Source organism: Sporomusa intestinalis (assembly GCF_055383785.1).
Map to the genome: position 1 here is coordinate 4,437,274 of NZ_AP042390.1, position 24,104 is coordinate 4,461,377.

At 41.2% G+C, this 24,104-nt stretch carries 22 protein-coding genes; 1 reads left to right on the plus strand and 21 read right to left on the minus strand.

What is annotated here, in order from left to right; translation table 11 throughout:
* The 16 genes from ACZ481_RS20675 to ACZ481_RS20750 form a co-directional block, all read right to left on the minus strand.
* Positions 1-945, minus strand: coding sequence for a glycosyltransferase family 2 protein (locus ACZ481_RS20675; RefSeq protein WP_464767223.1), 945 nt, complete (start codon positions 943-945; stop codon positions 1-3).
* 79 nt (positions 946-1,024) lie between these two features.
* Entirely contained in the window at positions 1,025-1,978 is a 954-nt protein-coding gene (locus tag ACZ481_RS20680) for a glycosyltransferase family 8 protein (protein WP_464767224.1), read from the minus strand.
* Positions 1,979-2,086: 108 nt separating this feature from the next.
* The gene (locus ACZ481_RS20685; protein WP_464767225.1) at positions 2,087-2,839 is read right to left on the minus strand and encodes a lipopolysaccharide kinase InaA family protein; all 753 of its coding nucleotides are present in this window, start codon (positions 2,837-2,839) and stop codon (positions 2,087-2,089) included.
* An 87-nt stretch (positions 2,840-2,926) separates the two neighbouring features.
* Positions 2,927-3,691 (minus strand): glycosyltransferase family 32 protein, encoded by a 765-nt coding sequence (locus ACZ481_RS20690; RefSeq protein WP_464767226.1) that lies wholly within the window; start codon positions 3,689-3,691, stop codon positions 2,927-2,929.
* The gene (locus ACZ481_RS20695) at positions 3,688-4,824 is read right to left on the minus strand and encodes a glycosyltransferase family 4 protein (RefSeq protein WP_464767227.1); all 1,137 of its coding nucleotides are present in this window, start codon (positions 4,822-4,824) and stop codon (positions 3,688-3,690) included. The genes ACZ481_RS20690 and ACZ481_RS20695 overlap by 4 nt, the downstream gene beginning before the upstream one ends.
* A gap of 277 nt (positions 4,825-5,101) precedes the next feature.
* Positions 5,102-5,929: a dTDP-4-dehydrorhamnose reductase gene (gene rfbD, locus ACZ481_RS20700; RefSeq protein WP_464767228.1), complete on the minus strand. Its 828-nt coding sequence runs from the start codon at positions 5,927-5,929 to the stop codon at positions 5,102-5,104.
* 19 nt (positions 5,930-5,948) lie between these two features.
* Positions 5,949-6,506: a dTDP-4-dehydrorhamnose 3,5-epimerase gene (gene rfbC, locus ACZ481_RS20705; RefSeq protein WP_464770668.1), complete on the minus strand. Its 558-nt coding sequence runs from the start codon at positions 6,504-6,506 to the stop codon at positions 5,949-5,951.
* 68 nt (positions 6,507-6,574) lie between these two features.
* On the minus strand, positions 6,575-7,453 hold the full coding sequence (gene rfbA / locus ACZ481_RS20710; RefSeq protein WP_464767229.1) for a glucose-1-phosphate thymidylyltransferase RfbA: 879 nt from the start codon (positions 7,451-7,453) through the stop codon (positions 6,575-6,577).
* Positions 7,454-7,458: 5 nt separating this feature from the next.
* On the minus strand, positions 7,459-8,517 hold the full coding sequence (gene rfbB, locus ACZ481_RS20715; RefSeq protein ID WP_464770669.1) for a dTDP-glucose 4,6-dehydratase: 1,059 nt from the start codon (positions 8,515-8,517) through the stop codon (positions 7,459-7,461).
* 104 nt (positions 8,518-8,621) lie between these two features.
* Complete coding sequence (locus ACZ481_RS20720; RefSeq protein ID WP_464767230.1) at positions 8,622-9,347, minus strand: glycosyltransferase family protein; 726 nt, start codon at positions 9,345-9,347, stop codon at positions 8,622-8,624.
* Positions 9,348-9,521: 174 nt separating this feature from the next.
* Positions 9,522-10,016: a hypothetical protein gene (locus tag ACZ481_RS20725; protein WP_464767231.1), complete on the minus strand. Its 495-nt coding sequence runs from the start codon at positions 10,014-10,016 to the stop codon at positions 9,522-9,524.
* Between the two features lie 372 nt (positions 10,017-10,388).
* On the minus strand, positions 10,389-11,786 hold the full coding sequence (locus tag ACZ481_RS20730) for a sugar transferase (protein ID WP_464767232.1): 1,398 nt from the start codon (positions 11,784-11,786) through the stop codon (positions 10,389-10,391).
* A 238-nt stretch (positions 11,787-12,024) separates the two neighbouring features.
* Positions 12,025-12,255 carry an ElyC/SanA/YdcF family protein gene (locus tag ACZ481_RS20735; protein WP_464770670.1) on the minus strand — a complete coding sequence of 77 codons (231 nt, stop codon included), beginning with the start codon at positions 12,253-12,255 and terminating at the stop codon, positions 12,025-12,027.
* 182 nt (positions 12,256-12,437) lie between these two features.
* On the minus strand, positions 12,438-13,637 hold the full coding sequence (locus ACZ481_RS20740) for a glycosyltransferase (RefSeq protein ID WP_464767233.1): 1,200 nt from the start codon (positions 13,635-13,637) through the stop codon (positions 12,438-12,440).
* Positions 13,638-13,642: 5 nt separating this feature from the next.
* Positions 13,643-14,791 (minus strand): glycosyltransferase family 4 protein, encoded by a 1,149-nt coding sequence (locus ACZ481_RS20745; protein ID WP_464770671.1) that lies wholly within the window; start codon positions 14,789-14,791, stop codon positions 13,643-13,645.
* Positions 14,792-14,820: 29 nt separating this feature from the next.
* Positions 14,821-15,879, minus strand: a complete 1,059-nt coding sequence (locus tag ACZ481_RS20750) for an EpsG family protein (protein WP_464767234.1) — start codon at positions 15,877-15,879, stop codon at positions 14,821-14,823.
* Between the two features lie 626 nt (positions 15,880-16,505).
* Here ACZ481_RS20750 and ACZ481_RS20755 point away from each other — a divergent pair.
* A complete protein-coding gene (locus tag ACZ481_RS20755; RefSeq protein WP_464767235.1) occupies positions 16,506-17,270 on the plus strand; it encodes a transposase in 765 nt (254 codons plus the stop codon).
* A gap of 79 nt (positions 17,271-17,349) precedes the next feature.
* Here ACZ481_RS20755 and ACZ481_RS20760 read toward each other — a convergent pair whose 3' ends face one another.
* The 5 genes from ACZ481_RS20760 to ACZ481_RS20780 form a co-directional block, all read right to left on the minus strand.
* Entirely contained in the window at positions 17,350-18,249 is a 900-nt protein-coding gene (locus tag ACZ481_RS20760; protein ID WP_464767236.1) for a glycosyltransferase, read from the minus strand.
* Positions 18,250-18,414: 165 nt separating this feature from the next.
* Complete coding sequence (locus ACZ481_RS20765) at positions 18,415-19,530, minus strand: polysaccharide pyruvyl transferase family protein (RefSeq protein ID WP_464767237.1); 1,116 nt, start codon at positions 19,528-19,530, stop codon at positions 18,415-18,417.
* Positions 19,527-20,639: an NAD-dependent epimerase/dehydratase family protein gene (locus ACZ481_RS20770; protein WP_464767238.1), complete on the minus strand. Its 1,113-nt coding sequence runs from the start codon at positions 20,637-20,639 to the stop codon at positions 19,527-19,529. The genes ACZ481_RS20765 and ACZ481_RS20770 overlap by 4 nt, the downstream gene beginning before the upstream one ends.
* Positions 20,640-20,655: 16 nt before the next feature.
* On the minus strand, positions 20,656-22,401 hold the full coding sequence (locus ACZ481_RS20775; protein WP_464767239.1) for a thiamine pyrophosphate-binding protein: 1,746 nt from the start codon (positions 22,399-22,401) through the stop codon (positions 20,656-20,658).
* Positions 22,402-22,407: 6 nt separating this feature from the next.
* Entirely contained in the window at positions 22,408-23,865 is a 1,458-nt protein-coding gene (locus tag ACZ481_RS20780; protein ID WP_464767240.1) for a lipopolysaccharide biosynthesis protein, read from the minus strand.
* Positions 23,866-24,104: the final 239 nt, after the last annotated feature.

The window sequence follows — 24,104 nt, forward strand, 5'->3', positions numbered from 1 at the left end:
TTATTTTAACAAACCAAGTGCACAGGCTTTCCACAAAAACTGATTTTTAGACATAATAATCCCATACTGTAATTGATGCGTAATCCGAAAATCCATTTTATGAACTGCTAAAAGTTCCTGTATACATTCAGGCTCAGCCAACATATGCAAAGCATCTTGATGCTGTCCATATTTAATCATTCTCCACAACAGTCGATACCGGTGGTAGCCTATATTTTCAGTCAAAGCCCTTAAAGCAGGCGCTGCTTTCAATTTGTCGCTATATTCCTGCATATATTGGACAACTCGCTTAATGGCTTCTAGCCTTTGAAGGCGTATCTGCCATTGAAAGGCGGAGTGACGGGCCGAACCTGGCCTTGTTCGATAGATCATTAATTTTTCCCGAACAGCGTGAACTTTAGCTATACATAGAATTTTCAATAAAAATTCTCCGTCTTCCCCCATCGAACAGCCTTCGGTAAAATTTATATTATACTGACAAAGAAAGGCTTTATCAACAAGCACTGAGCCGATACACATGCCAACTACGCCTTTTAAATAAGGGAGTAAAATATCTCCATCCATATATTGAAACCTAAACTTCTTAAGATATCCGTTTTTCGCCATTGATTGGTATCCGGAAAATACCATATCAACAGGATTTAACTCCTTGGCTGTTACAACTTTCATTAAAAAGGATTTGTCCCACAGATCATCTCCATCTAAAAAAGCCAGATACTTTCCCGCCGCAATCTTCATCCCTTGGTTACGAGCCACAGATACCCCTTGATTTTCCTGCTCATAAAGCCTGATACGTGAATCCTTTTGAATAAAAGAGCGTACAATGTCAGGTGTAGAATCTGTCGAACCATCGTTGATCACAATCAGTTCCCAGTTTTTATATTCCTGATTGATAATTGATTCAATGCTTTCGGCTATATAATCGGCAACATTGAAAGCCGGCATAATGATTGACACAAGACTACTCACTTTCCGCCCTGCCTTTCCTTATATTATTTAGGTATATATCTTCAAACTCTATTTACTAATTTTTGCTTCCATATTTCATTGTTAAATATCTGTAAAACCAAGCAGTTCCTGCAATAATATGGCCTTCAGCAAAAAGTTTTCTTGCATAGATCCTTGCATCACTAGGAATGGAGGGCTGCAGAAGCGGGAGTCCCCGCCATGGCGACAAACTCTCATACTGAGAATAAAGCCTATAAGCTTGCGATTTCTTATCACAGGCTACTTCCCAGGGCTTTGGCCGGGCCGTACAGTGAAGAAAAATTGTGTCATCAGGAATATCCTCACCACTCTCATTTTCTAAAATACAATTCCATTTCCGATCTAGAGTAATCTTTTTGCCTTCTAACACTAAATTAAGCGCATCTTGATCAGGAAAGAAAAAATGGGTCGAGGATTCTGATAGGGTCGATAAAACTTGTTCCGTGATAGTTTGTTTCAACCATTCCTCAACGTTAATCAATATTACACCTGAATTAAAATACGATTCACTCTCTAAATTCAATCTTTTTGATTGTTTAATAGCAGTTCGTGGTATATCGGGAATAACAGCGGCAGGATAATGATTCATATCCAAGTGAATCAGTTCCGATATATTGTTAAGACATATCACATCGGAATCAAGATATAACACTTTATTCCTGTCTTTCAAGATAAACGGCATAAAAAGACGAAAATACATAGGCAACGGAATGTGTTTTAGTACCGGCAGATGAGAAATAAAAGCATCATTAACCTGATAAACATGGATAGCTATCTTAGGAAAATCCATACTAAGCTTTTGCATACGCTCTAAATCCACGTATTCTATCGAACTAGCAAATACATGAAAATCCAGAAATAAATCCGGATTATTAACCGTAATAGAAGTTATAGTAACACCTAATGGACGGGCATACTTTGCATTAATCCCGAAACCAATACTTATTTTATCAGTGCCATTATCAAAATTTGTACCAAACTGATTACTCATAGTTATTGAATTTGCAATAGTTACTGCTAGTTCCACTGAATTCCCCCATCCTTAGTAATAATTCAATCGAAATAACATAATTGAAGTGAAAAGTCTTACGAATAAATTCTAAGTATCTAATTTCATAAACTCATCTAATTTGTCCAAAAATAATTGGATTTCAGATTGACTGACCGGGAAATTTACCCTCCCCAGCTTATAATGCAATCTTTTCACATTCAGTAGCCAGAATAATTTTCTTGGCAGCAGTGGTATAAAATAAATATTATCCACATCAATCAATTGAATCTGGAAATCGTCTTTATCTTTATCAAAATGAATAATAAAATTACCTAGCCAAGGGTCCTGATGTACCAGGCTGAGATTAATTAAACGACTCCACATAAAAGCAAATTGGATAACCATTTTCTTTCTCTGCTCCGAATCATCCTGAGCGCCTTGAAGAAGATAGTCATATAAATCCATGCCAGAAACTTCGCGGGTCACAAATATGCTGTCCGCAGAACGAAAGCCGGTTTTTTTGGTTAAAGCCAATATCGGCTGGGCAATGGGAACACCCGCCGCTCTAAGTTTTGCGGTAATTTGAAAATAACGGACAGCATCGACCGGCCGGAAAAAATTTTTAATTATTTTGCTGGTATCCCGGGGAGTATAGCTTTTCAGATAATAAACTTCCCCCTGAAACTTCATTTTATAGACTTTGGACCTAATATTTCGAATGAGTTCAAAGTTTTCCGCCTCTGCCGCTGTTGATAAACCAAACCAGGCATGCCGGATAATTGCCTCCGCCAGCTCATGAGGCAGCTCATCTTGATAATACAAATTAATTTCAGGGCTATATTCTTGCCGATTAAATGCCATGACCATTGTATCTCCTTACTATTAGCTAACTATAAAGTTCTTCCTTAATTTATCACTTACACCGGCACGATTCAAGCTTTTGCGCTGTCATTTAGAACTACGTCTGCCTATCCTTTTCAAGAAAGCACTAAATCGATCATATCGTTCCCGGCCAACGAGCGCCATCATGAATAACCGCAGGTGCTTCTTGACACGCCTGTTTAAAGGCAGCCAGGATCCTTCAAAATGATGGATTGCATAAGAATTGGGAGTAAGTACGATTTGATGGTTCCGGGGGCTCTTCGGACAAAAGTATTCACTGGGATAGACATGAACATCATCAACCAGAACCTGATACCTATTACCTTCTGCAAATCCATGCTGTTTCGCTAACCCTGTAAGCAGGAAAGTATTTGGCTTGATATCCGCTTTCCCGTTTTCCCGGTAAAAACTGCGGTTTTTATAGTACTCCAGAAGTTCACCTATCCACCAATGCTTGCTGCGGGTTCCTATAATGCCTGTGGAAATGAGGGTACTGTTCTCAAAGCCGGCAAACGCCGGATGCACCAGAAACCGGTCCAAATTTTGCAGCACTTCCACATCCGTATCCATATAAATGCCCCCATATTCATAAAGAACATAGGCGCGAACATAGTCTGATACAAACGCCCAGCGTTTAGCCGCATAAGCCTCACGGGCAAATTTATTGCTATTGATATCAAAATTTTCTTCATTCCATAATCTAATTTCATAATCTGGCAGGTATTTTTCCCAACTGGCGATGCATTCGCGAGCCAATGGCGATAATTCAGCGCCACCAAACCAACAATAATGAATCACTTTAGGGATAACCCTTAATTGAGCCTCACTCATAAGCATACCCCTTTTTTGCTGCACTTTGATCCTGTTTCTTTAATCCGCTCCTGGTATAGGGCTTCTGTTTTTCTAACACAGTTTTCAATACTAAACTTTGCTAATGCCGTATCACGGGCAGCCTGTCCAATTGCATTCTTCCTGGTATCATCTTCCAGAATATGAATCAAATTCCGGGCCAAACCAGACACATCACCGACATCAATCATAAAGCCATTGCAGCCATGATCGATCATTTCGGGAACCCCGGCAATGTTAGTAGCGATAACCGGTTTAGCCATCAGCATGGCTTCAATCACATTAATCGGCAACCCTTCCATTTCGGAGGGGCGTACCACAATATCCGACAGGGTAATAATCTCTGGTATGTCCTGGCGGTAGCCGGTAAAAATAAAATAGTCCGTAAGCCCTAACGCCTGAATACGTTGGCGCAATAAGCCCTCATGGGGTCCGTCACCGACCAGTAAAAACTTAGTATGTGGAAATCGTTGCACTATAGTAGGGGCGGCCTCAATTAAATACTGCTGTCCTTTGGACTTATATAATCTTGCAATCAGGCTGATTACCTTTTCCTGTGGTTTGATCGCCAACTCATCGCCTAAGCCCGCAAGCTGCCGCCGATCGTATTGGGCCGGGTTGTAACGGTCCTGATCAGCCCCGTTGTGGATGGTATGCACCTTTTCCGGCAGAAAGCCAAACTCATAAATAAACCGGTTCCGCAAAAATTCACTAACGGTTATGATGTGGTCATAGATTTTTGCGTGAATTTTTTTACCGTAAGCCCTGTTCCAGGGATCATGAACAGTGACCAAAAACGGAGCTTCGGTCAGATAATTTATATAAGCAGCCACATAGCCCGATGTCCGCTGATGCGCGTGAATAACATCAATATTACACTGTTTTACAATCCCTGCTACTTGGTGCGTCAGTTGAACATAATCCAGGGGATTCTTAGACCGGAAATTTAATACAAATTGCTCTTTTACGATTCCTTCCAACTGTGGCGACCGGTTGGCATGTACGGCTAAATATACGGCCTGGCCGCGTTGAACAAGGCCCTTGACTAAATCAGTTACATGCGTTTCGGCCCCACCTACCGCCCAGGGCTGCGAAAAAACGATCAAGATATTCACTGGCAATTCCTTTCTTATCGTAAAAAATTATTATACAAGAAAAATAATACCTTGTCCCATGGGCTTATTCTACCATACCAGCATTGTATTGCCTAGACGCAACCTGCATAATCCTCCTAGAAGAGTATCCCAGCAGCACACTTTTACCGGCAGCAGCCGTCCTTCACACTGCCTTGCATTAAAGTTTCAGAATGGTACACCACCATTATTCGATCTATATCTGATAGATTTTATAGAAAATAAGGTTGCCCTCTAATCTGACACTTCAACGCACTAATCACAACCCCAAATATTCACGCAGTGCCTGCTGCCATTCACGCATAGGATCCCCCACCGACATTCGCAGCATATAATTATCCAGGACAGAATAAGCCGGACGTTTTGCCGGTCTGACAAACTCAGCGGTTGTTACGGGAATCACCTCAATATCTTTGCCTGTCTGCCGAAAAATCTCACAGGCAAACTCATACCATGAGCACTGTCCCTGGCAGCTGGCATGATAGGTGCCATAGGCATCGTTTTCCAGCAATCGAAAAATTGACCAAGCCAGGTCAACGGTTGAGGTTGGCGTACCAATCTGATCCTGGACTACCCGTAAGGATTTTTGCGTTCCGGCCAGGCGCAGCATGGTTTTGACAAAGTTGTTCCCCTCCCCGTATAACCAGGCAGTACGGATAATATAGTGCCGGCCAAGGATTTGCCGTACGATTTCTTCTCCCTGCCATTTGGTCCGGCCATATACGGTCTGCGGATGGACCGGATCAAACTCACGATACTGGTCAGTGCCTGCACCATCAAACACATAATCGGTACTGATATAGGTCATCCGCGCCCCGGTCTCCAGACAACCGACCGCTATATTCCGGGCACCAATGACATTAACACGGAATGCGGTATCGCTGTCCGTTTCCGCCCCATCCACGTTCGTATAGGCCGCACAATGGATCACTACCTGAGGGTGCACCGCCTGGAAAAGGGAACGAACCTGCTTTCCGTCCGCTATATCCAGAGTATCAACATCAGTCAGGATCAACTCATGGTTTTGCCCTTGCCTGGCAATCTCCCGGCCCAGCTGACCGTGAGCACCTGTTACTAACATCCTCATAAGATCGCCTCCTGTTTTACTATCCACCGAATTGCGGCAGACGCGCCGGATTAATATCACGCAAACGCGGGTAGTCCTGATCTTTTCCCGAAAGTTTGACCTCGGTCAGCGGCCATTCGATCCCGATATCCGGATCGTTCCAGATGATACCGCCTTCAGCGGCCGGTGTATACACATCACTGCATTTATACGCGAAATAGACAGTATCACTGACTACACAGAAGCCATGGGCAAACCCCGGCGGAATCCATAGCTGATGATGGTTTTCGCCGGAAAGAAATGCACCTGCCCAGTGCCCGAAAGTCGGTGAACCCACTCGGATATCTACAGCGACATCAAATACCTCTCCCTGGATAACCGATACTAGTTTCCCCTGGGTATGAGGCTGCTGGTAATGTAACCCCCGCAATACACCCCGTGTAGAAAAAGAGATATTATCCTGTACAAACTCTTCGGTAATTCCAATCGCTTCATACCGCGATTTCTGCCACGTTTCTTTAAAGAATCCCCGCCTATCCCCAAACACCTTGGGTTCCAGAATGACTACCCCCGGTAAATTTGTTTCGATTACTTTCAAATCAGTCCACTCCACTCGCTTGATATTTTATCAAAAAAAGCCTGCCATTACCGGCAGGCTTAGCCTTCCTATTCACTCCTGGCAATCTTCAGGAGATACTGACCATACCCATTGTTCTTCATAACACTGCCTAGCGCGATCAATTCATCGCGCGATATATACCCCATGCGATAAGCGATCTCTTCCGGGCAGGCTACCATCAGTCCCTGCCGCTCCTGAATCGTAGCAATATAGTTCGAGGCCTGCAGCAGTGACTCATGTGTCCCCGTATCCAGCCAGGCATAGCCGCGGCCTAATGTTTCCACCCGTAGTACATTCTGTTCCAAATACAGGCGGTTTAGATGGGTAATTTCCAGTTCCCCCCGCACCGACGGTTTAACTGACTTAGCCAATTCAACCACATTGTGGTCATAAAAGTACAGTCCGGTAACGGCGTAATTGGATTTAGGCTGAAGCGGCTTCTCTGCCAAGCTGACAGCCTGTCCTTTACTATCAAACTCAACGACCCCGTACCGCTCCGGATTACTGACCCAGTAGGCAAAAACGGTTGCACCTGCAGCTTGCTGAACGGCTGCCTGTAATTTTTGGCTGAAACCATATCCATAAAAAATATTATCTCCTAGGATCAGGGCACAACTGTTATGGCCAATAAATGCTTCACCAATAATAAAGGCCTGGGCCAACCCGTCAGGGCTTGGCTGCACGGCATAGGACAACTGAATGCCCCACTGCTCGCCTGTGCCAAGCAAGTTCAAAAAACACTCCCGGTCCTGCGGGGTCGTAATGATTAAGATATCCCGAATACCAGCCAGGAGTAAGGTAGATAACGGATAGTAGATCATTGGTTTATCATAAACCGGCATCAGCTGTTTACTCACTGATTTTGTCGCCGGATACAGACGAGTGCCGGAGCCACCGGCCAATATAATCCCTTTTGTTACTGCCATTGTTGCTATTCTCCCATTCCCAGTCGTTCACGGCGGTAGCTGCCATCGGTGACCCGCTGACACCACTCGCTGTTATTGAGATACCAATTAACAGTCTTGATGATGCCTGTTGCAAAGGTTTCCGCCGGTACCCAGCCTAACTCCCGCTGGATTTTCGAAGCGTCAATGGCGTAGCGTAAGTCATGGCCGGGACGGTCTTTAACAAAGGTAATTTGCTCACGGAACGACTTGCCATCACTGCGTGGACGGTTCGCATCAAGAATATCGCATAAGGTATGAACAATATCCATATTAGTCATTTCATTATGCCCGCCAATATTGTATTTTTCACCGACAGAGCCCTTATCCAATATGGTTAAGATAGCTTGACAGTGGTCCTCTACATACAGCCAGTCGCGTATATTCCGGCCTGTCCCATAGACAGGCAGCGGCTTACCCTCCAATGCATTGAGGATTATAAGCGGGATAAGCTTCTCAGGGAATTGAAATGGCCCGTAGTTATTAGAGCAATTAGTCATCAATATCGGTAAGCCATAGGTGTGGAAATAGGCACGCACTAAGTGATCAGAAGCAGCTTTGGAGGCTGAATACGGTGAATTAGGTGCATAGGGGGTTTCTTCAGTAAAGTAGCCAGTTTGCCCTAAGCTGCCATACACCTCATCTGTAGAAACATGCAAGAACCTGAATTTATTTTTCCCTTCATCGCTTAACTCACGCCAATATTTTCTTGCGGCCTCCAGCAGCGTAAATGTACCATTAATATTCGTTTTAATAAATTCATCCGGTCCATCAATAGAGCGATCCACATGTGATTCAGCGGCAAAATGGACAATCGCTATTGGCTGATATTTAGTTAATAGTTCAGCTACTACCGCCTGATCACAGATATCCCCCTGCACCAAAGTATATCTCGCCTCATTTTTGATATCAACTAAAGAATCCAGGTTCCCTGCGTACGTTAGTTTGTCCAGGTTTACAATCTTAACATCTTGCTGTTTGAGGGCAATATGAACAAAGTTGCTGCCAATAAAACCGGCCCCGCCGGTAACAATAATAGTGCCCATGCTGTATCTCACTTTCTCAAATCTTAGATTTACCTATAGCAGCAGTACATCTGCTTAATTATAATAAATCCTTTATACAAACATCACTCTGCTAAGGGCTTACTTTAATGTTTTCTTTGTATTTTCTTTAGCTTATACTTATTATATTGCAATACAAAAAACCAACTAAACGGGAAAAGATATCGGGCATATTCATGCAGAAATATTAATCGATAGTGGTCATACTTTTCTACGCTTACAGTACCGCAGGCATGGAAACACCAAGGTGTGTCTTGCTTTGGTATTACAACTTGGTATCCCGCTTTGATAAACTCCAGGCACTGAGACATGTCATAAAAGTGCCAGCCATCGAAAATGTCGTCCCGCCAACGGATGTCGTATTGCGAAACCAATATTAAACCATCTAAAAACTTAACTGACTGATAATCATTATTTACATCGCCAAAGCTAAGCAATTTACTTGCGCCTGTTCTATTTTCAAAGACTTTGCCGTATTTCTGTTTTCCGTGCCACCATACTGCGTCTTTGGTTATATCTTTTGAGCCAATTACACCAAGTAAGCCTATTTTAGGATCACCATTAAATACATTAATTATCTTATGGATAAAAAAGCGGTCAATGATAAAAGTATCTTGGTGCAAATAAATCTTGTATTTAGCCTTATTAGAAAGGACTGAGTTATATCCACTTGTAATACTCTTTGCACCTCTAATGGCAATAGTTTGAATGTTTATCCCTGTGGGTACATCAAGTCGGCTAATATAGTCCAAGCATTCGTTATATAAATCGTCGTTGTTAACACAAGTTATAAAACATGCTGTTTCAGTCATATTATCACCTGCAAATAGCTTTTACATAATTATATCATATTAAGCAATTCGTAATTATATATATTTAATTTGTTAAGTATTATGCTGTTTATTATAAAATAGGATTTGATTCTTTTGCTGAATCTTCTCAGCCTGATTGTACATAGTTTCAATTTTTGCCACATAAGCGGAAAATTATTTAAGTATAAAGCACTCTATACCTTCATAAACATAACCCTTATAACCATTTCCAAGCTCACGAAAATTTGTTGTATAAAAATGGTCTTCGGTTGAACTATTGTAATATCTGTGTAAAGGAACTGTTCTCTGGTGACGTTTAGTATAAACGTAGCATTGTATCCCCTCATAAACGTAGCCATCTTTCCCTCTACCAAGTATTCTAAAATCAGTAGTATAAAAATGGTCTCCAGTCCGATTGTTTATATATCTATGTAAAGGAACGGTACCTTGTTGTTGTCGATTATAGACATGACCTTCAATACCTTCATACGCATAACCTTGGCCACCATTGCCAAGTTCATTGAAATCTGTAGTATAAAAGTGGTCTTCAATTGAGCTATTGTAATACCTATATAAGGGTGACATCCCATCGGATTTTTTTGCAGCATAAACATTTAAACCCGGCACTAAAAATATACCTATAAGAATAAGCATTAACAACTTTTTCATTTTTTTATAACCTCCTTTTTGCTTCGCTTAAGGCACAAAACGAAAATAAATTCGTTATAGCTTGTAGCGTTTTTTGTATATGCTTACTATTCAAGAATAGCAATATTACCAGAAATTATGTAGACTTACATCTCTCCTATCCAAATAATGGAACAAATTATAGGTAAGAAACCCATATATTACGATTCGCTTTCATTATTACAATGCTCCTGCATATTAACTTTTCGATATGTGCCAAATCGGAAACCGTCCCCCTTTGGCCTAAAAAACAGGCAGATCTTAGTCGCAGACGCCTGTTTCACCTGCTCAATATATACAGGTAACTGGTGGCTGCCAATATAGCCGGTACCACCCAGTTACCAATAGCCCGCTTTAAGCTCCGCTCGACTTTCTGTCAACGGCCAATTCAGCACGGGCAGCTTGTACCTGCTCCCTTTGTACTGTAACCCCTTCAGTACTGTCTTTAATCAACAAAATCCGAACAGTCTGCAGCATAATTTCCAAATCATTCAGCACTGAGCAGCGCTGAATGTAAATGAGATCATATACCAGCTTGTCCTGCGGTAAAGTATTATACTTGCCATGAACCTGAGCAAAGCCGGTAATTCCGGGCTTGACATTGTGACGATAGTGATAATTTGGGATGGTTCGCTTTAACTGTTCAACAAAAACCGGACGTTCCGGACGCGGACCGACAATACTCATTTCACCGCGAATGACATTCAATAACTGCGGCAGCTCATCCAGTCTGGCAGCACGCAGAAAGTTTCCCACACGGGTAATGCGGGGATCATTCTCTGCAGCCAGTACAGGACCCGACAGTTTTTCCGCATCGGTGCGCATAGTGCGAAACTTATAAATGACGAAATCTTTTTCATCCCGGCCGGTCCGTACCTGTGTATAAAGAACCGGCCCTCTGCCCTCAAGCCGAATCGCCGCAGCCACCGCAATAAAAACAGGCCATAAAACCAGCAACCCAACAACAGCGACTGCCAAATCAAGCCCTCGCTTCATCAGACGGGTTTCCATCGTTGGCCGCAAATACTTGGCCCGAAACACGGGGATGTCATCATATTTATCAAGTTCCGTATTCAGGCAGAACAATTCATAAAAATCCGGGATAAAGGCGACCTGCTTGCCGCTGTTATGCGCCTGTTGAACAATCAATGCTTTCTTAGCAAGCGGCACATCGGAAGCAATGATAATCAAATCTGCCTGTTCCATCTCCTGCCGCCAGTGATTATTGGTTTCATTTCGTGAAAGTAAGCAGCAGCGGACAAAAAAATGCGCAAAGGTTTGACTGGACAAGCGTGCGATAATCCGGTTGCAATCCTGACCTGAACCCATAACCAATACATTTTTCGGCTTCAATCTGGCTTTTTCGATACGCCAATTGATATATTTCCACAGCGAAAGAAGCACAAATTGAAATATCGCCGCAAGTAAGAAGACCGCGCGCGAATGAGACTCAAACAGAAAAAAACTGGCAGCCATTGTAATAATCAGCAATTGAAAGATAGCTACGCCTACACTAATAATTACTTGTGACGCCAGCATTCGCACAATAGATAAAAGACTATTCGCTGTTAATACCAGCCAAGACGCAACAACGACAACAGGAAATAATTGATAATAGGCTAATATTCCCTGTTGCGGCGCAGTTTTTAATGCCCCGTTAACTAATATCGCAAGGATTAAGCCTGTTAAGATAAGAATCGTATCACCCAATAGCAACACTACCCGGCGAATAATGGGAAACCGTCTATGCACGTCAAACGCCACCTTTACAAAGACAAATGATGAACAAAAAACTTAATTATGCTAGAATACGACATTAACTAAGAAATTCCTGCTGTTGTATACAATTCCATATAAATACATTTATTTTCTATTTATAAAACAGTTTAGCTCCCACAAGCTCCAAATATTTCCCTCAAAACCAAACTACTGCTCCATAAGGTACCTTCTGTTGGATATAGCTTATGCACCGAAAAACTGAATGCCTGATTTACCTGATAATCTGCCGGGTAGGGTATACCACTACTGAGATAGGGCGGTGAAAGCCGTGGTGCATGTAAATTCGCTTAACATTTTCAGCATTCTGCCGCGTATTTAAGCTAGCCGCTTCGATAATCACTTGACTTGATGTAACACCCAGCCCGGTTGACACCCGCTTCATAATAACAGCTTCCAGTCCAGAGAACGAGTACACTTGCCTACCTGCGACAACGAAGGGAATCTGTAAATTATGCTTGTGTCATGGGAATCCATTCCTTTTTATTCTTTATGGATATTATTCCTATTTACACAGTTGAAAAAACATTCTCAAAGTTTCAGGACATAAAGCATATCGGCTTCACCTTAACTAAAATATTCCCCTTATTTATAGCACGCACTGTGTCACTTCCCCACATAGACTCACTATTTTAACCTGTCTGCAATTCCTTCTTTGCTAGAGGAATATAAGCTTTCAATTCTCTCCGCAGCCTTCTCCCAACTATGGTATGCTTCGACATATTGACGAGCAGCCTTTCCAATTGCTAAGATGCGCTCCCTATTCTGTATCAGTTCGACAATACACTCGCTAAAAGTTGAGGGATCGTCTCGCACAATAATCTCCTTATCGGCTACTGCACGTATACTTCCCAAGCCTAAAGTAGTTGTTACTACAGGCAGCCCACATGCCATTGCCTCTAAAATTTTATTTTGCATCCCTGAACCGGATTGCATGGGAGCAATCGCAATACCAGCCTGAGATATATATTCAGACATGGAAGCAACATAACCGACCACATGAATCCCATTGACTTTGTTTAATTCCTGTATAGCCGAAGAAGGATTCTTGCCTACTATACAAAACTCAACATCCTGAATCTGTTTTCGTATAATTGAAAAACATTGTTGCACAAACCATAAAACGGCTTCCTGATTAGGCGCATACCCCATATTTCCAGAAAATACAATTTGATTGTATTTTCGTGCACTGGTGATAGCCATCGGTTGAAAACTTCCTAAGTCAACCCCATTGTGTATAATTTGAACATTAGCACTACGAATATATTTGCGATCTTCCTCAGCCACCACAATCAAATACTTGACACGCCCACCGATAGTCGGCTCATAACGACAAATCCGCTGGAATTCGTTTTGGATTACTTGTTTTTTTAAAAACGGCTCTCGCGTTAATCGACGTTTTAAATTAAGTTGCATTGAATCAATTAGTTCTAATATTATTGGCACCTGACAATTTTCCAAATAGGGCACTAATCTAAGTAAAAAACAATGAACGACATCAATTTGATAATCATCAATAAGCCGCTCCAAAGACTCCTGAAACCTTTGCGATCCTGAATAATATAGTACCTGTAAAGGTAATGACGATCGCCAGAAATTCAATCCGATATGTAAAATAGATTTCCATTTAGGTAATTGAATCAAAATTATATCTTTACAAAAATCCTGCAAATGCTCTATGCCTTGTAACTCATCTTCTGTTTCAAAAAAAGAAAGTAAAATAACATTATGCCTTTTTCCCAATGTCCTTATACGATTATAGGCAACAGTTTGATCACCTTTTACCGGAGGATAGGGAAACCGAGGCGTAAGAAATAAAATATTCATACAGCTTATTCGTACCTTTCTAATACCTCTCGGTAAACATCCAATGTCTCTTTCGCCATTCTTAACCACGAAAAGTCCTTCGCCCGAATCAAACCAGCGAAAACTAATTGCTGCCTTAATGCATCATTATGCATGACTGATGAAATAGCAGTCTGCATGCCTTGATTATCTAAAGGATCGACCAGTATCGCTGCCTGACCAACAATTTCAGGAATGGAAGTAACATTTGACGTAATAACAGGGGTACCACATAACATTGCCTCTAAAGGGGGCAACCCAAACCCTTCATATAAAGAAGGATACAGAAACATTAGTGCCCCATTATATAATGCAACCAATTCAACTTCTTCCACAAAAGAGGTAAATATTATATCTTCCCTGAATCGTGTTCTCTGCCAAATTGTGTAGTACTCCGTTTTTTCCCATTTTGGCACACCTGAAATTACCAACTGAAACGGAATTGAATTGCTTTCTCTCAATGCGATATAATTTTCTAAAATGCGCTTCGTATTTTTGCGTGGATCAATTGCTCCTAAAGTAAAAACATAGGGGCTCCTTATGTTAAACTTATTTTTGATTTTCTCTATCAGTACAGAGTCTACTTGTTTAAATTGCCGATTTGCCGCTTCATATATAACTGTAAGATCACCATTTTGCAGTTTAGGAAATTCACCAATAATTTCTTCTTTAGAGAAATTAGAAATAGTTACAACCTTATCTGCATTATAAACAATTCGAGGAACCACCCACCCCCTATATATGCGTCCCATTTTTTGATATAAACTCTTTACTCCCGGAACCACATTGGATTTTTTTAAGTACATCACATCATGTATTGTGATAACTAATCGAATTGATGATGGTAGCCATATAGGAGCAGTATTTCCTGTGCAATGTAGAATATTGATTCCGTCTTTTTGAGCCTGCAGAGGCAACAAAATTTGCTCCCACACTGCATAATTAGCGCATCGCAGTCTCTGTACGCTAAAGTTTTTTTGTGATGGTAAAACCTGCTCTAAGTCGTCCTTATCGGTATATAAGATGTACTGATTACCCTTATCGATTTCAGATAGATTTTGTAGCAAAGCCAGGACATAATTACCAATTCCTCTGCGAGAATGTATGGCAAACCTAGAATCGATTCCAATTATAATATTTTATCACTCCACTTCTTTTACTATAGTTACAGTAACTCAAAATTGAATTTATATTGAATATTACCTCTATCTTCAAACTGATTATAATTATATATTCCGTAGCAAAACCATACTGAGAACAGAAATAATATAAATAAAGCAACTAATACAACTTTTTCTTTAAACTTATACATAAAAAAAACACTGGTAAGAACAAAATAAGTATCAAAATAATATCTTATTCTATATAGTCTCGGGGAAAAACTGCCTAATATCATTATGCATACACCTAATGTATTCATAAACATTATAAAATTTTCGATCCGATTTTTGCTATTGCCCAAGCAAAGGAACAAGCCCCATACAAAGATATAAATAATACTTGCTAGTCCAAGAATAGACGGATTGATTTCCAAATATTCTTTATAATGAGTGATAAAACCAAACATACTAATTACGCTATTTATAATATGAGGAACAATTCCCAGTAAAGAGAGTACTAACGATGCAGCCACTAAAGATACCATTACCCATTTCTTTATGGGGTTAACCCAAAAATAGCAAAAAAACAAAAGCATAGCACTATAATGTATGCTTGCCATTAAGCCGCATATTAATGCGTAGTGAAATATTTTTTTTTCTAAGATATACTTACTTCCCCATAAAAAAATACTTGTGGCTAAAGACTGTCTTATGCTATTAAAAGATCCCCACCACCCCGGAAGAAATATCCCCCACAAACTAATAGCAATAGTCATTTTGGTGTAATCAGCAAAATATATTTTCAATCCTTTCCACAAAAATAGTGAGGTTAAAACACTATAAATTACAAATAGAGCTTGATATTGAAATCCATATAAATGTAATATATTTGATAAAATTTGAAATGACACTTCTGGATAAGCTAAAAAACTTTGACTAGATGATACATAATCGTAAAGCCTAATGTAATTAAAATAATCCGTTCCTATAGCATATCGAAAAGCTGAAAAAAAAGTAAGCATGGATAATAATGCAACCGGTACATAAAGATTCTTATTAGGTAAAAAAAATTGGATGATAACCCCTAAAACTAAAAACATATTAATTCCAATCCAAAAATCCACATCCATCATCCTTGCAGGTTAATTTCGGCTCACCACATTAGCATCAGTTTTTGGACACACTAAAAATAAGATATTATTTAACTATGAATGAGCAAAACTGATTCCAATAAATAAATACAAAAAAATAGAGACAATGACTCCATTCTGTATTATGAATAAGTTCCCACACAAACCATAACCGAAAGGGAATGCAGATGTCTCCAAGCCATAGGATATCAGAAACATCCAAACTACGCAAATTCTTAATCGAGTCTTTCCTTCGCATTCTATTTCTCCAAGCCCGTCTTACGCCATATTGAGGAGTTTATCATAGGGGCTGTGCAGTTTGGCTATCGCTGCAAGGTGGTGGATTTAGTAACGCTTAGTCACGCAGTATGCCACCGAACAACCTACGAAAAATTTTTAAGCCAAGGTGCCTGGAATGAGGAATATATCTGGCGTTCCATCCGCAAACAGTCGCTACAACTGGTCTATCAAAAAGCTCGACAACACGGTGCTCCCCTCTTGTTATCCACGATGATACAATTGCTGAGAAGACAAAGCCTTCGTCACAGGCCAAGTCGCCGATTGAAAAAAAGCAGTTTCATTAATCCCATCTGGAACATCGAAAAGTATGGGGACACCAGATGCTTACCACGATGCTGTCTTGTGCTGGAAAGCTTGTTCCTTACGCGATAGAGCGTTACGATCGTGAGCGCGAAAGCAAAATCGATAGAGTGTGTCATATTGTTGAATCTTTGCCTATGGCTACTGGCGCTGCTTACGGTCTGTGCGATTCCTGGTTTACCTGCCAAAGCGTAATCGAAGCCCATCTAAGGAAAAGTTTTCATCTGATTGGCGGGTTAAAAACCAACCGTGTAATTTATCCCCAAGGAGTTCGCATCCAAATCAAGGAGTTTGCCAAATACATTGAAAAAAACGATGTCCACCTCGTTACCGTGGGACGTAAAGAGTATTGGGTATACCGATATGAAGTTGCTCTCAATGGGATCGATTATGCAGTTGTTATCCTGTGTTGGCCGAAACATTCCTTTCAAATGCAGGGTTGCCTGCATGCCTTCCTTTCTACTGATACCGAGTTAGCCACTCAAACCTTGCTTGCGTATTACAGCCAGCGGTGGCCGATTGAAATCTTTTTTCGTCAAAGCAAAGGCAACTTTGGGCTAAATACCTACCAGGTGCGTTCCGCACAAGCTATCGACAGAATACTTGCGCTAATTGCCCTAACCTATCTCTATTGCGTGATTGGTACGGGAAACTACTGTCGTTTAGGACACAGGCTGAAAGAAGTACGCACTGCTAGCCAACGCGACAAAGTGGCTATGATTTACCATGCTGCGAAAAACAATGTGCCGCTTACAAAAATTTTGGTGAAACTTAAAATTGCATAGGGATAAGCTTAATGTTTTAACTGTGAAAATTTGTTATCATTTTTGCTCATTCATAGATTTAAGATAATTTTATAAAATGTCATTTTTTTATTTTTTTAGTTAACCATTTTTGTGATTTCGGTCTACCCAAAATTCCATCAATGAAACCTAAAAATTTAACTTTGTATAGAACGATTCCCAAATTTTCGATTCGCTCATCTTTAACTAAATAATGTCTTAATGGACCCAATATACAGACCGTACTAACTCTTATGATCCAGTAAAGGCGCGGAAGACATAGAAAGAATTTCTGCGATAACCCAATTGCATATCCATCGCCATACGCATAGCCTAAAGCGACCACAGCGGCCTTCGGTTTTGTGATTAGACTAGGGTGAGCCACCTTAATTGCAGGACATAACACTATAGGAATTTTTTGCGCAATTCCTCGGGCCATTAATACAAAACATTCTCCTGAAAGAGCGGCGTGCTTTGAACCAGCGCCAATATTAGGAAAAGCACCTAGCCTTAGAAATGTTTTCTTATTTATTATAACATTCCATTCTATAGAAAAGCGGGGAAAATTTTTATAATTCACCTGTTGAGCAGACGGCCAGTGTGAGATATACTCACCTTCCACCACCTCTCCCCTTTGGGCTAAAACTATATCATACTTATTGGTTTCTAATAGATGAATTAATGTTAAAACGCCCTCTCTATTACATATAACCAATGCGTCATCATCTAAAAAGAACAAATACTCGCCCTTAGCTAACGTAGCGCCAATATTTCTTGCATTTGCTGCAGGAACTACCTGTGTCAGAATATGCTCTCGTACTGACGGTGTATTACTACAATAATCCGTTCTTTTACCGGATTGATTGACTATAATCACTTCAATTCTAGCATCAAAGATAAACGGTACCAATGATTTCAGTAACAATTGCAAATCCAGCTTAGGTTCAACTACTGGAATTATGATTGAAAGTAGAATGGACAAATAATCCCTCCTCCTACGATATAGTTTATCTTTCGCAATATTGCTTGATTACCCTTATTATCAACCATTTCCTTGCTTTAGAAGACTTTTTGCGTCTTTGAATGTAGTACTTTTGAACCTCGCATTTTTGATAGTCCTGCTAGTATTCGGCTTTTTATTTTTCAATCAAAGATTTAATGAAGCTGTCAAAAAGCTTTTCGCACGTGTTCGCCCTGCTGAGAGGATTTCCTCACATGCTGTGAAATTTATATTAAAAACAGCATTAAGCTGATACCCATTTTTCCTAGTGCCTTTTCGCTCTTGTAACGAAAAGGTATCCAGCAAGGTGTCAATACGCGATATCATACTTTGTTCTACGACTGATACCCGTTCACAACTAACAAAAGGAACTTGCATTAAGATGGAAAAAACCGTTCCATGAAATGAATCTGTATAGACAAGCCGGGCGTGTTCGACTAAATAAATAAATTCATCAGGAGCGCTGCAATAATACTCCAAATTGCTACGGTCTAATACATTGATGATTTTTAAGCTATTCTCATTTGCAATTTTCCTAATTGCCATTGTCGCTTCATCAGGAATTGGCCCCAAAAAATATAACAGTATATAATCCTCTTCCTTATACCAGACAGGCTTGCGGGCAATTTGTTTCCACTCACCGGCAGTAAGCAATAAGGTAGGATCAGCTAAAACCTCAGCTTTGCGTCCTGTCAGTTCATGGACAATATCCGCGCCGGTATGCTCGCGCACAGATATTGCCGTCATTTCATTCAGCCATGTTGTAAAATGTTCATGAACTTCTGATGGCAATGTTGATATACCAAAGCTGGCTGAATAAGCTATGCGTTTTCCCTTGGGAGCAAAGGTGAGAAACTCTAAACCAGTACATTTAAAGCAGGGGTTCCAAACTTGGTCGCTGCCAACAATAAAATAATCATACATGCTGGTTACAGAAGCAGGTATTTTATCGTAATATGCCTTAACGTCGCTAAATTTAATATATTTTGTATTAAACGCTAAAAAAGATTCCTGCCTTTTTAAGGCATAAGGCAGATTAGTTCGGCACCCCTTATAATCTATAATTATTTTTATTAAGCCTTTTATTAGCCCATGTCTCTTAAAAAAACCCCTCCAAGAGAAAGGTACGTGATCACAGTCATAGGTATCTAAAATAGTGTGAGCTATTATATTCATATTTTCCAGAAAATGTTGCAAGGCATAATTTTGCAGGCGATTGCCGTAATTTAGATCTCTAGTAATTGTGATAATTCCTACTTTCATAAAAACCGCTCCATCCTCTTGAACACATCTGCCAGCATATCAGCCATCCCCCTTGGCAAATACCGATAAATCAAATACTTTGCCTTTCCTCTTGCATTAGGAATCTCATCCAATCCTGTCCGTTCTCCTGCCACCTTGTCACTTAATGCCTCTTGCTCCCAGTTAATCTCTCTAAACGAGGGCTGCTTCAGCAAGGCACCTAGGCTCTTTTCCAGCCCCTCCCGAGCAGTTGTAAAATTATTCAAGCCTGTAGCATGTACAATTTTTGCACTGTCAAAAATTCTGTTATAAAATCGGTCATACTCCGCCTGGTAATAGGGTCTATTCGTTCCCAGGTCATACAGGCTGTCCACCCAAATTACCTTAGGAGTTTTACCCGTCTTCTTTCCTATTATCTGTTTGTATAGCTCCAATACTTCTGCCCATGTTAGGGACTCGTCGGTCGTTACCTGATAAATCTCACCCAAGGCAGCATCCTTCCCCACAAGTTCCTTTATGCACCTAGCCACATCATAGGCATAGGAAAGCGTCGTCATACGCGCTGCGATATCTCTTGAAAATACAATACTACGGCCACATAAAGCCCTGTAAAGCCATGACTCTTTTTCATATAATCCTAATTGCAGTCTTCCTTCGCCATAAGTTATGTAAGGTCTAATTACCGTCCAGTTCGTTTTGCCGCAAGCCTTCAGCATGTCCTCCTGTCTCGCCTTTGCAAGGGCATATTCATCTGTCGCAAGGTATACTTGATCCTCGCAGACATCAAGCAATCGGCTACTTGCTTCTCGGATCGAAACCTTAGAGTCTGCATAGACTCTCGCCGAGCTTAAGAAAACGTATTGGCGAGTGGCAGCTAACAAAGCATCCACTCTCGCCTGAAACTCCTTCTGGGTATATACCATGAAATCAACTATAGCATCAAACTGGTTATTCTGCAGGAGCTCCACTAAAAATTTTCTGTCATGCGTATTTCCCTTTATAAAGTGTATGCTGCCCTTGTCTTCTCGCGACTGCCTTGAGGTTACATAAACCGTTGCACCATCATTTGCCAAAAGGTCGATTAAGTAAATCCCCATGGTACCGGTGCCACCTAAAACTAATATTTTCACACTATCTTCTCCATAACTACTTTATCAATTTCTTAAGAGTTTGTACGCCTTTCGGCCCCAGCACTCCTTTAGCTAGTTTTTTGGCAGACCCAAGTGCCGATGTTTCCAGATTATACATTATCTGCAACGCATCGCTTTCATCTTTGCTATCCGTAAAAACCTCAAACACAATTGGCTTGTCCGTTAGATGCGGCAGGAGAAACCGTTCTATATTATTCAGATACTCTTCCTTATTACGTGCACACAAGTATTCAAAACCCAAATCATGCACATAATGCTTTACCAATTCCGGCGACTGATTCCCATAGTGCCCTGCTGCTGCCATATATGCATTCGCATCCTCCTTAAATTTTGCCGCTGGATGGGTATAATTACGAAACTCTGTACCACACCCATTATTCACGAGGATAAGGCGCAGATTATTGCCCACATGGCGATTGCCCAAGGCGTTCATATCATAGAAAAATGCCAAATCACCAATCACACCGAAGTACAACCTGTTTTGATCTGCAAACGAAGCGCCCAAGAGAGAGGAGAATATGCCATCAATCCCAAAGCCCCCAGTATTCGAATATCCCAACACACTCTCAGAAACCTCATAAAAATTCCATGTACGCAGAGAGTTCAATATTCCCAGATGCAGAACACTGTCCTCCGGCAAGCGTGGCAGTGTCTGCCCGGCAATCCATGCATTGGAGAAGGGCAGTTCTGGTATCTTCTCAGCAACCTTCCTGCATTCGCTTTTCCATTCAGACAGGAAGGCATTGCCCCGGCTGCTCCTCCCCGAAGCAAGCTTTACATAGCTTTCAAAGAAATCTTTTTCTTCCATCTCAAAGGTATAGCGGAGCTTTCGAAACGTATCTCGAAGCTCCCCATCAGGGTTCACCCTCCAGACTTCTCTAGCTCTCATGTTAATATAAGCACCGGATATATCGCCTATATGAATAAGCACGTCCATGCTTGCCGCAGATGTACTATATCCTTCCTGACTTAGCACGAGACAAGGATTGACTCGATATTTCCCCTTGTAATTGCTGGTATGATCGCAGAACACAACGGCATCATATGCTTCGCAGAAAGCATCTACCGCCTCTGTCAGGTCTGTTTTCCACCTTTTGTGCGCTCCCACAAAGATACCGATTCTTCCCCCTTTCTTTATCAAAGGAAGTGGATTGCCATAACAGACACGGTTGATCACCTGTACAGCCGGAAGCTCCTTTACAGAAAAATCACCACTGTAGGTGGTAGTCAGATTTACATGAACCGGACCGCCTCCGCGATGGGTCAACGCAAGCAACGCCTTATTCAGCATCACACTATATGCCCACTTATCCTCATCGTTATGTATCGTTGGTATCTGTACGCTTAATGTAGCGATATCATTCATTAATGTGCTTCGATCAATTACCTGTGCAATGTTATGACCGATTCGTCCTGTATGCTGTGTAGAGGTGATGGCAAGCACAGGAAGTTTGCGATAGAACGCCTCCGTAAGCCCCGGAGCATAATTTCTGGAGGCAGTTGCCCCAGTGCAGCTAAGGGCTACCGCCTCCCCGCTTTCGGCAGCAAGGCCGCAGGCTATATAGGCTGCGGAACGCTCATCAACCGACGAATACATTTCAAAATAAGCATCCTGCTGAAGGCTGGCTACCAAGCATACATTCGTAGCACCTGGACTCGCGACTACTTTTTTAACCCCATGGGCTTTCATCAACGCAATTAGCATCTGGGTGTTACGTTCATCCGTGTAAAATGTATCCATAACAATTCATATCCTCTCGTTCTTAAGGCTCATTAGCCGTTTGCTGTTTCCGATAATTACATTTCTTTGCATAAACAATCCGGCCAATATGATAAACGTCATGGAATATCTTATGGCAGCATTATGATATGTGAATAGGTATAAAAATCCTATCAGCATGAATCCGGCAGTAATACCGAGCAGTATCCTTGTATCATATGCCTTGGCATCATTCAGATAATCCCTGCATATTTTCTTCATAAAACAATAGTGCAGAATAGCAAATATCATATAGCAGACCAGTGTAGTGTAACCGGCAGCATAATAACCAAAAAGTTTGATAAAAATATAATTTAAGCTAACGTTGGCAACAGCCCCTGTCAGGGTTGCGAAAGTTATATATTTCGTTTTTTCAAAATAGAATTCAAACACGGCAAAAAAGGTGTATGCAAACATGAAGTATGCACTCATCGCAACCGGAGGTATGATCCAAATTGCATCATAGTATGCGGCGGGAGCAAAAAATGCCACGATTTCTGGAGCAAATGCGATCAGCAGAATGTTCACTCCGGCAATTATCAGAAATGCCGGGTATGCTACTTTAGCAATCCCTTCAATCTGCCTTGCGTTTATTTTTTTATACAGCCAAGGCTCTATTGTCTGCATCAACGCCTGGTTGAAAAGCAGCATGACCAGAGAGACCGAATATGCCAGGCTATATATGCCGGCCTCTGCTTCTCCTACCATGTCCTGAATCATAATGCGATCCGCACTGTTCAATATAGAGGACGAGAGATAGTGCGGAATAAGAGGCAAATTATAGCAGAGTGCATATTTCCAGATTTTCAGCGAGCAGAATTTCTTTCCACTTCTCATCTGGGAAAAGAAAAACCATGTATATGCAATCAATCCCACAAGCGCAGTTCCCAGAATGCGCGCGGTAACCTTGTCGTCAGCATTCAGGACAAAAATAATACACACAACCGGTGTTGCTACTGACACCGCTAAGGTTACCATGACTAAACTGCGGTATCTGAAGTCTACTCTCTGTTCAACAGACCAGAACGCAAATACGGCGCTTGTCCAGATTGTGATAATCATTGCCAGCATCTGTACCATGGTCAACGAAAAGATATTGTTCCAAAATTCATAGAAAAGCAGATAGATTAATGTCCACGCAAGCACCAGCGTCAGGCACAACCCTTGAAATGCTGACGAATATTCACTCCTTCTGCTTTCAAATTTTACAAGTCCCTGGGTGTAAACACCTGCGTACAGGTTCAAAGTAATAAAAACCGCAATAATACTTAACCACGAGGCAAATACATTATACTGTCCATATTCTGCAGTATTAAAGAGTCTCGTAAAAATGGGTGTCGTTATAACATGGATGCCTCTCTGTAGGATGGCACAAACCAAGAACCAAAAAGAGGCCCGAACCTGGACAGGCAAGTTTTTATATTTATTTAGTGCTTTATTAATCATGGAATACCTTCACTTTTTAATGCTGACGCAACAACACATCCCTTAGGGAAAGATGGGGATATTCCCCTTTGTCACAGATGATTTAAATATTACAACCTTACCAACTCAGGCTTGACTCTATCCAGGATTTTATCGCTGACGCCAGAAACCAAAACCCAAAGGGACGATTCCAAAATGATAGAATACATTTTTTATCATTCTACCACTAACTGCCCTACTGCAACCCTGTCAACAGGACG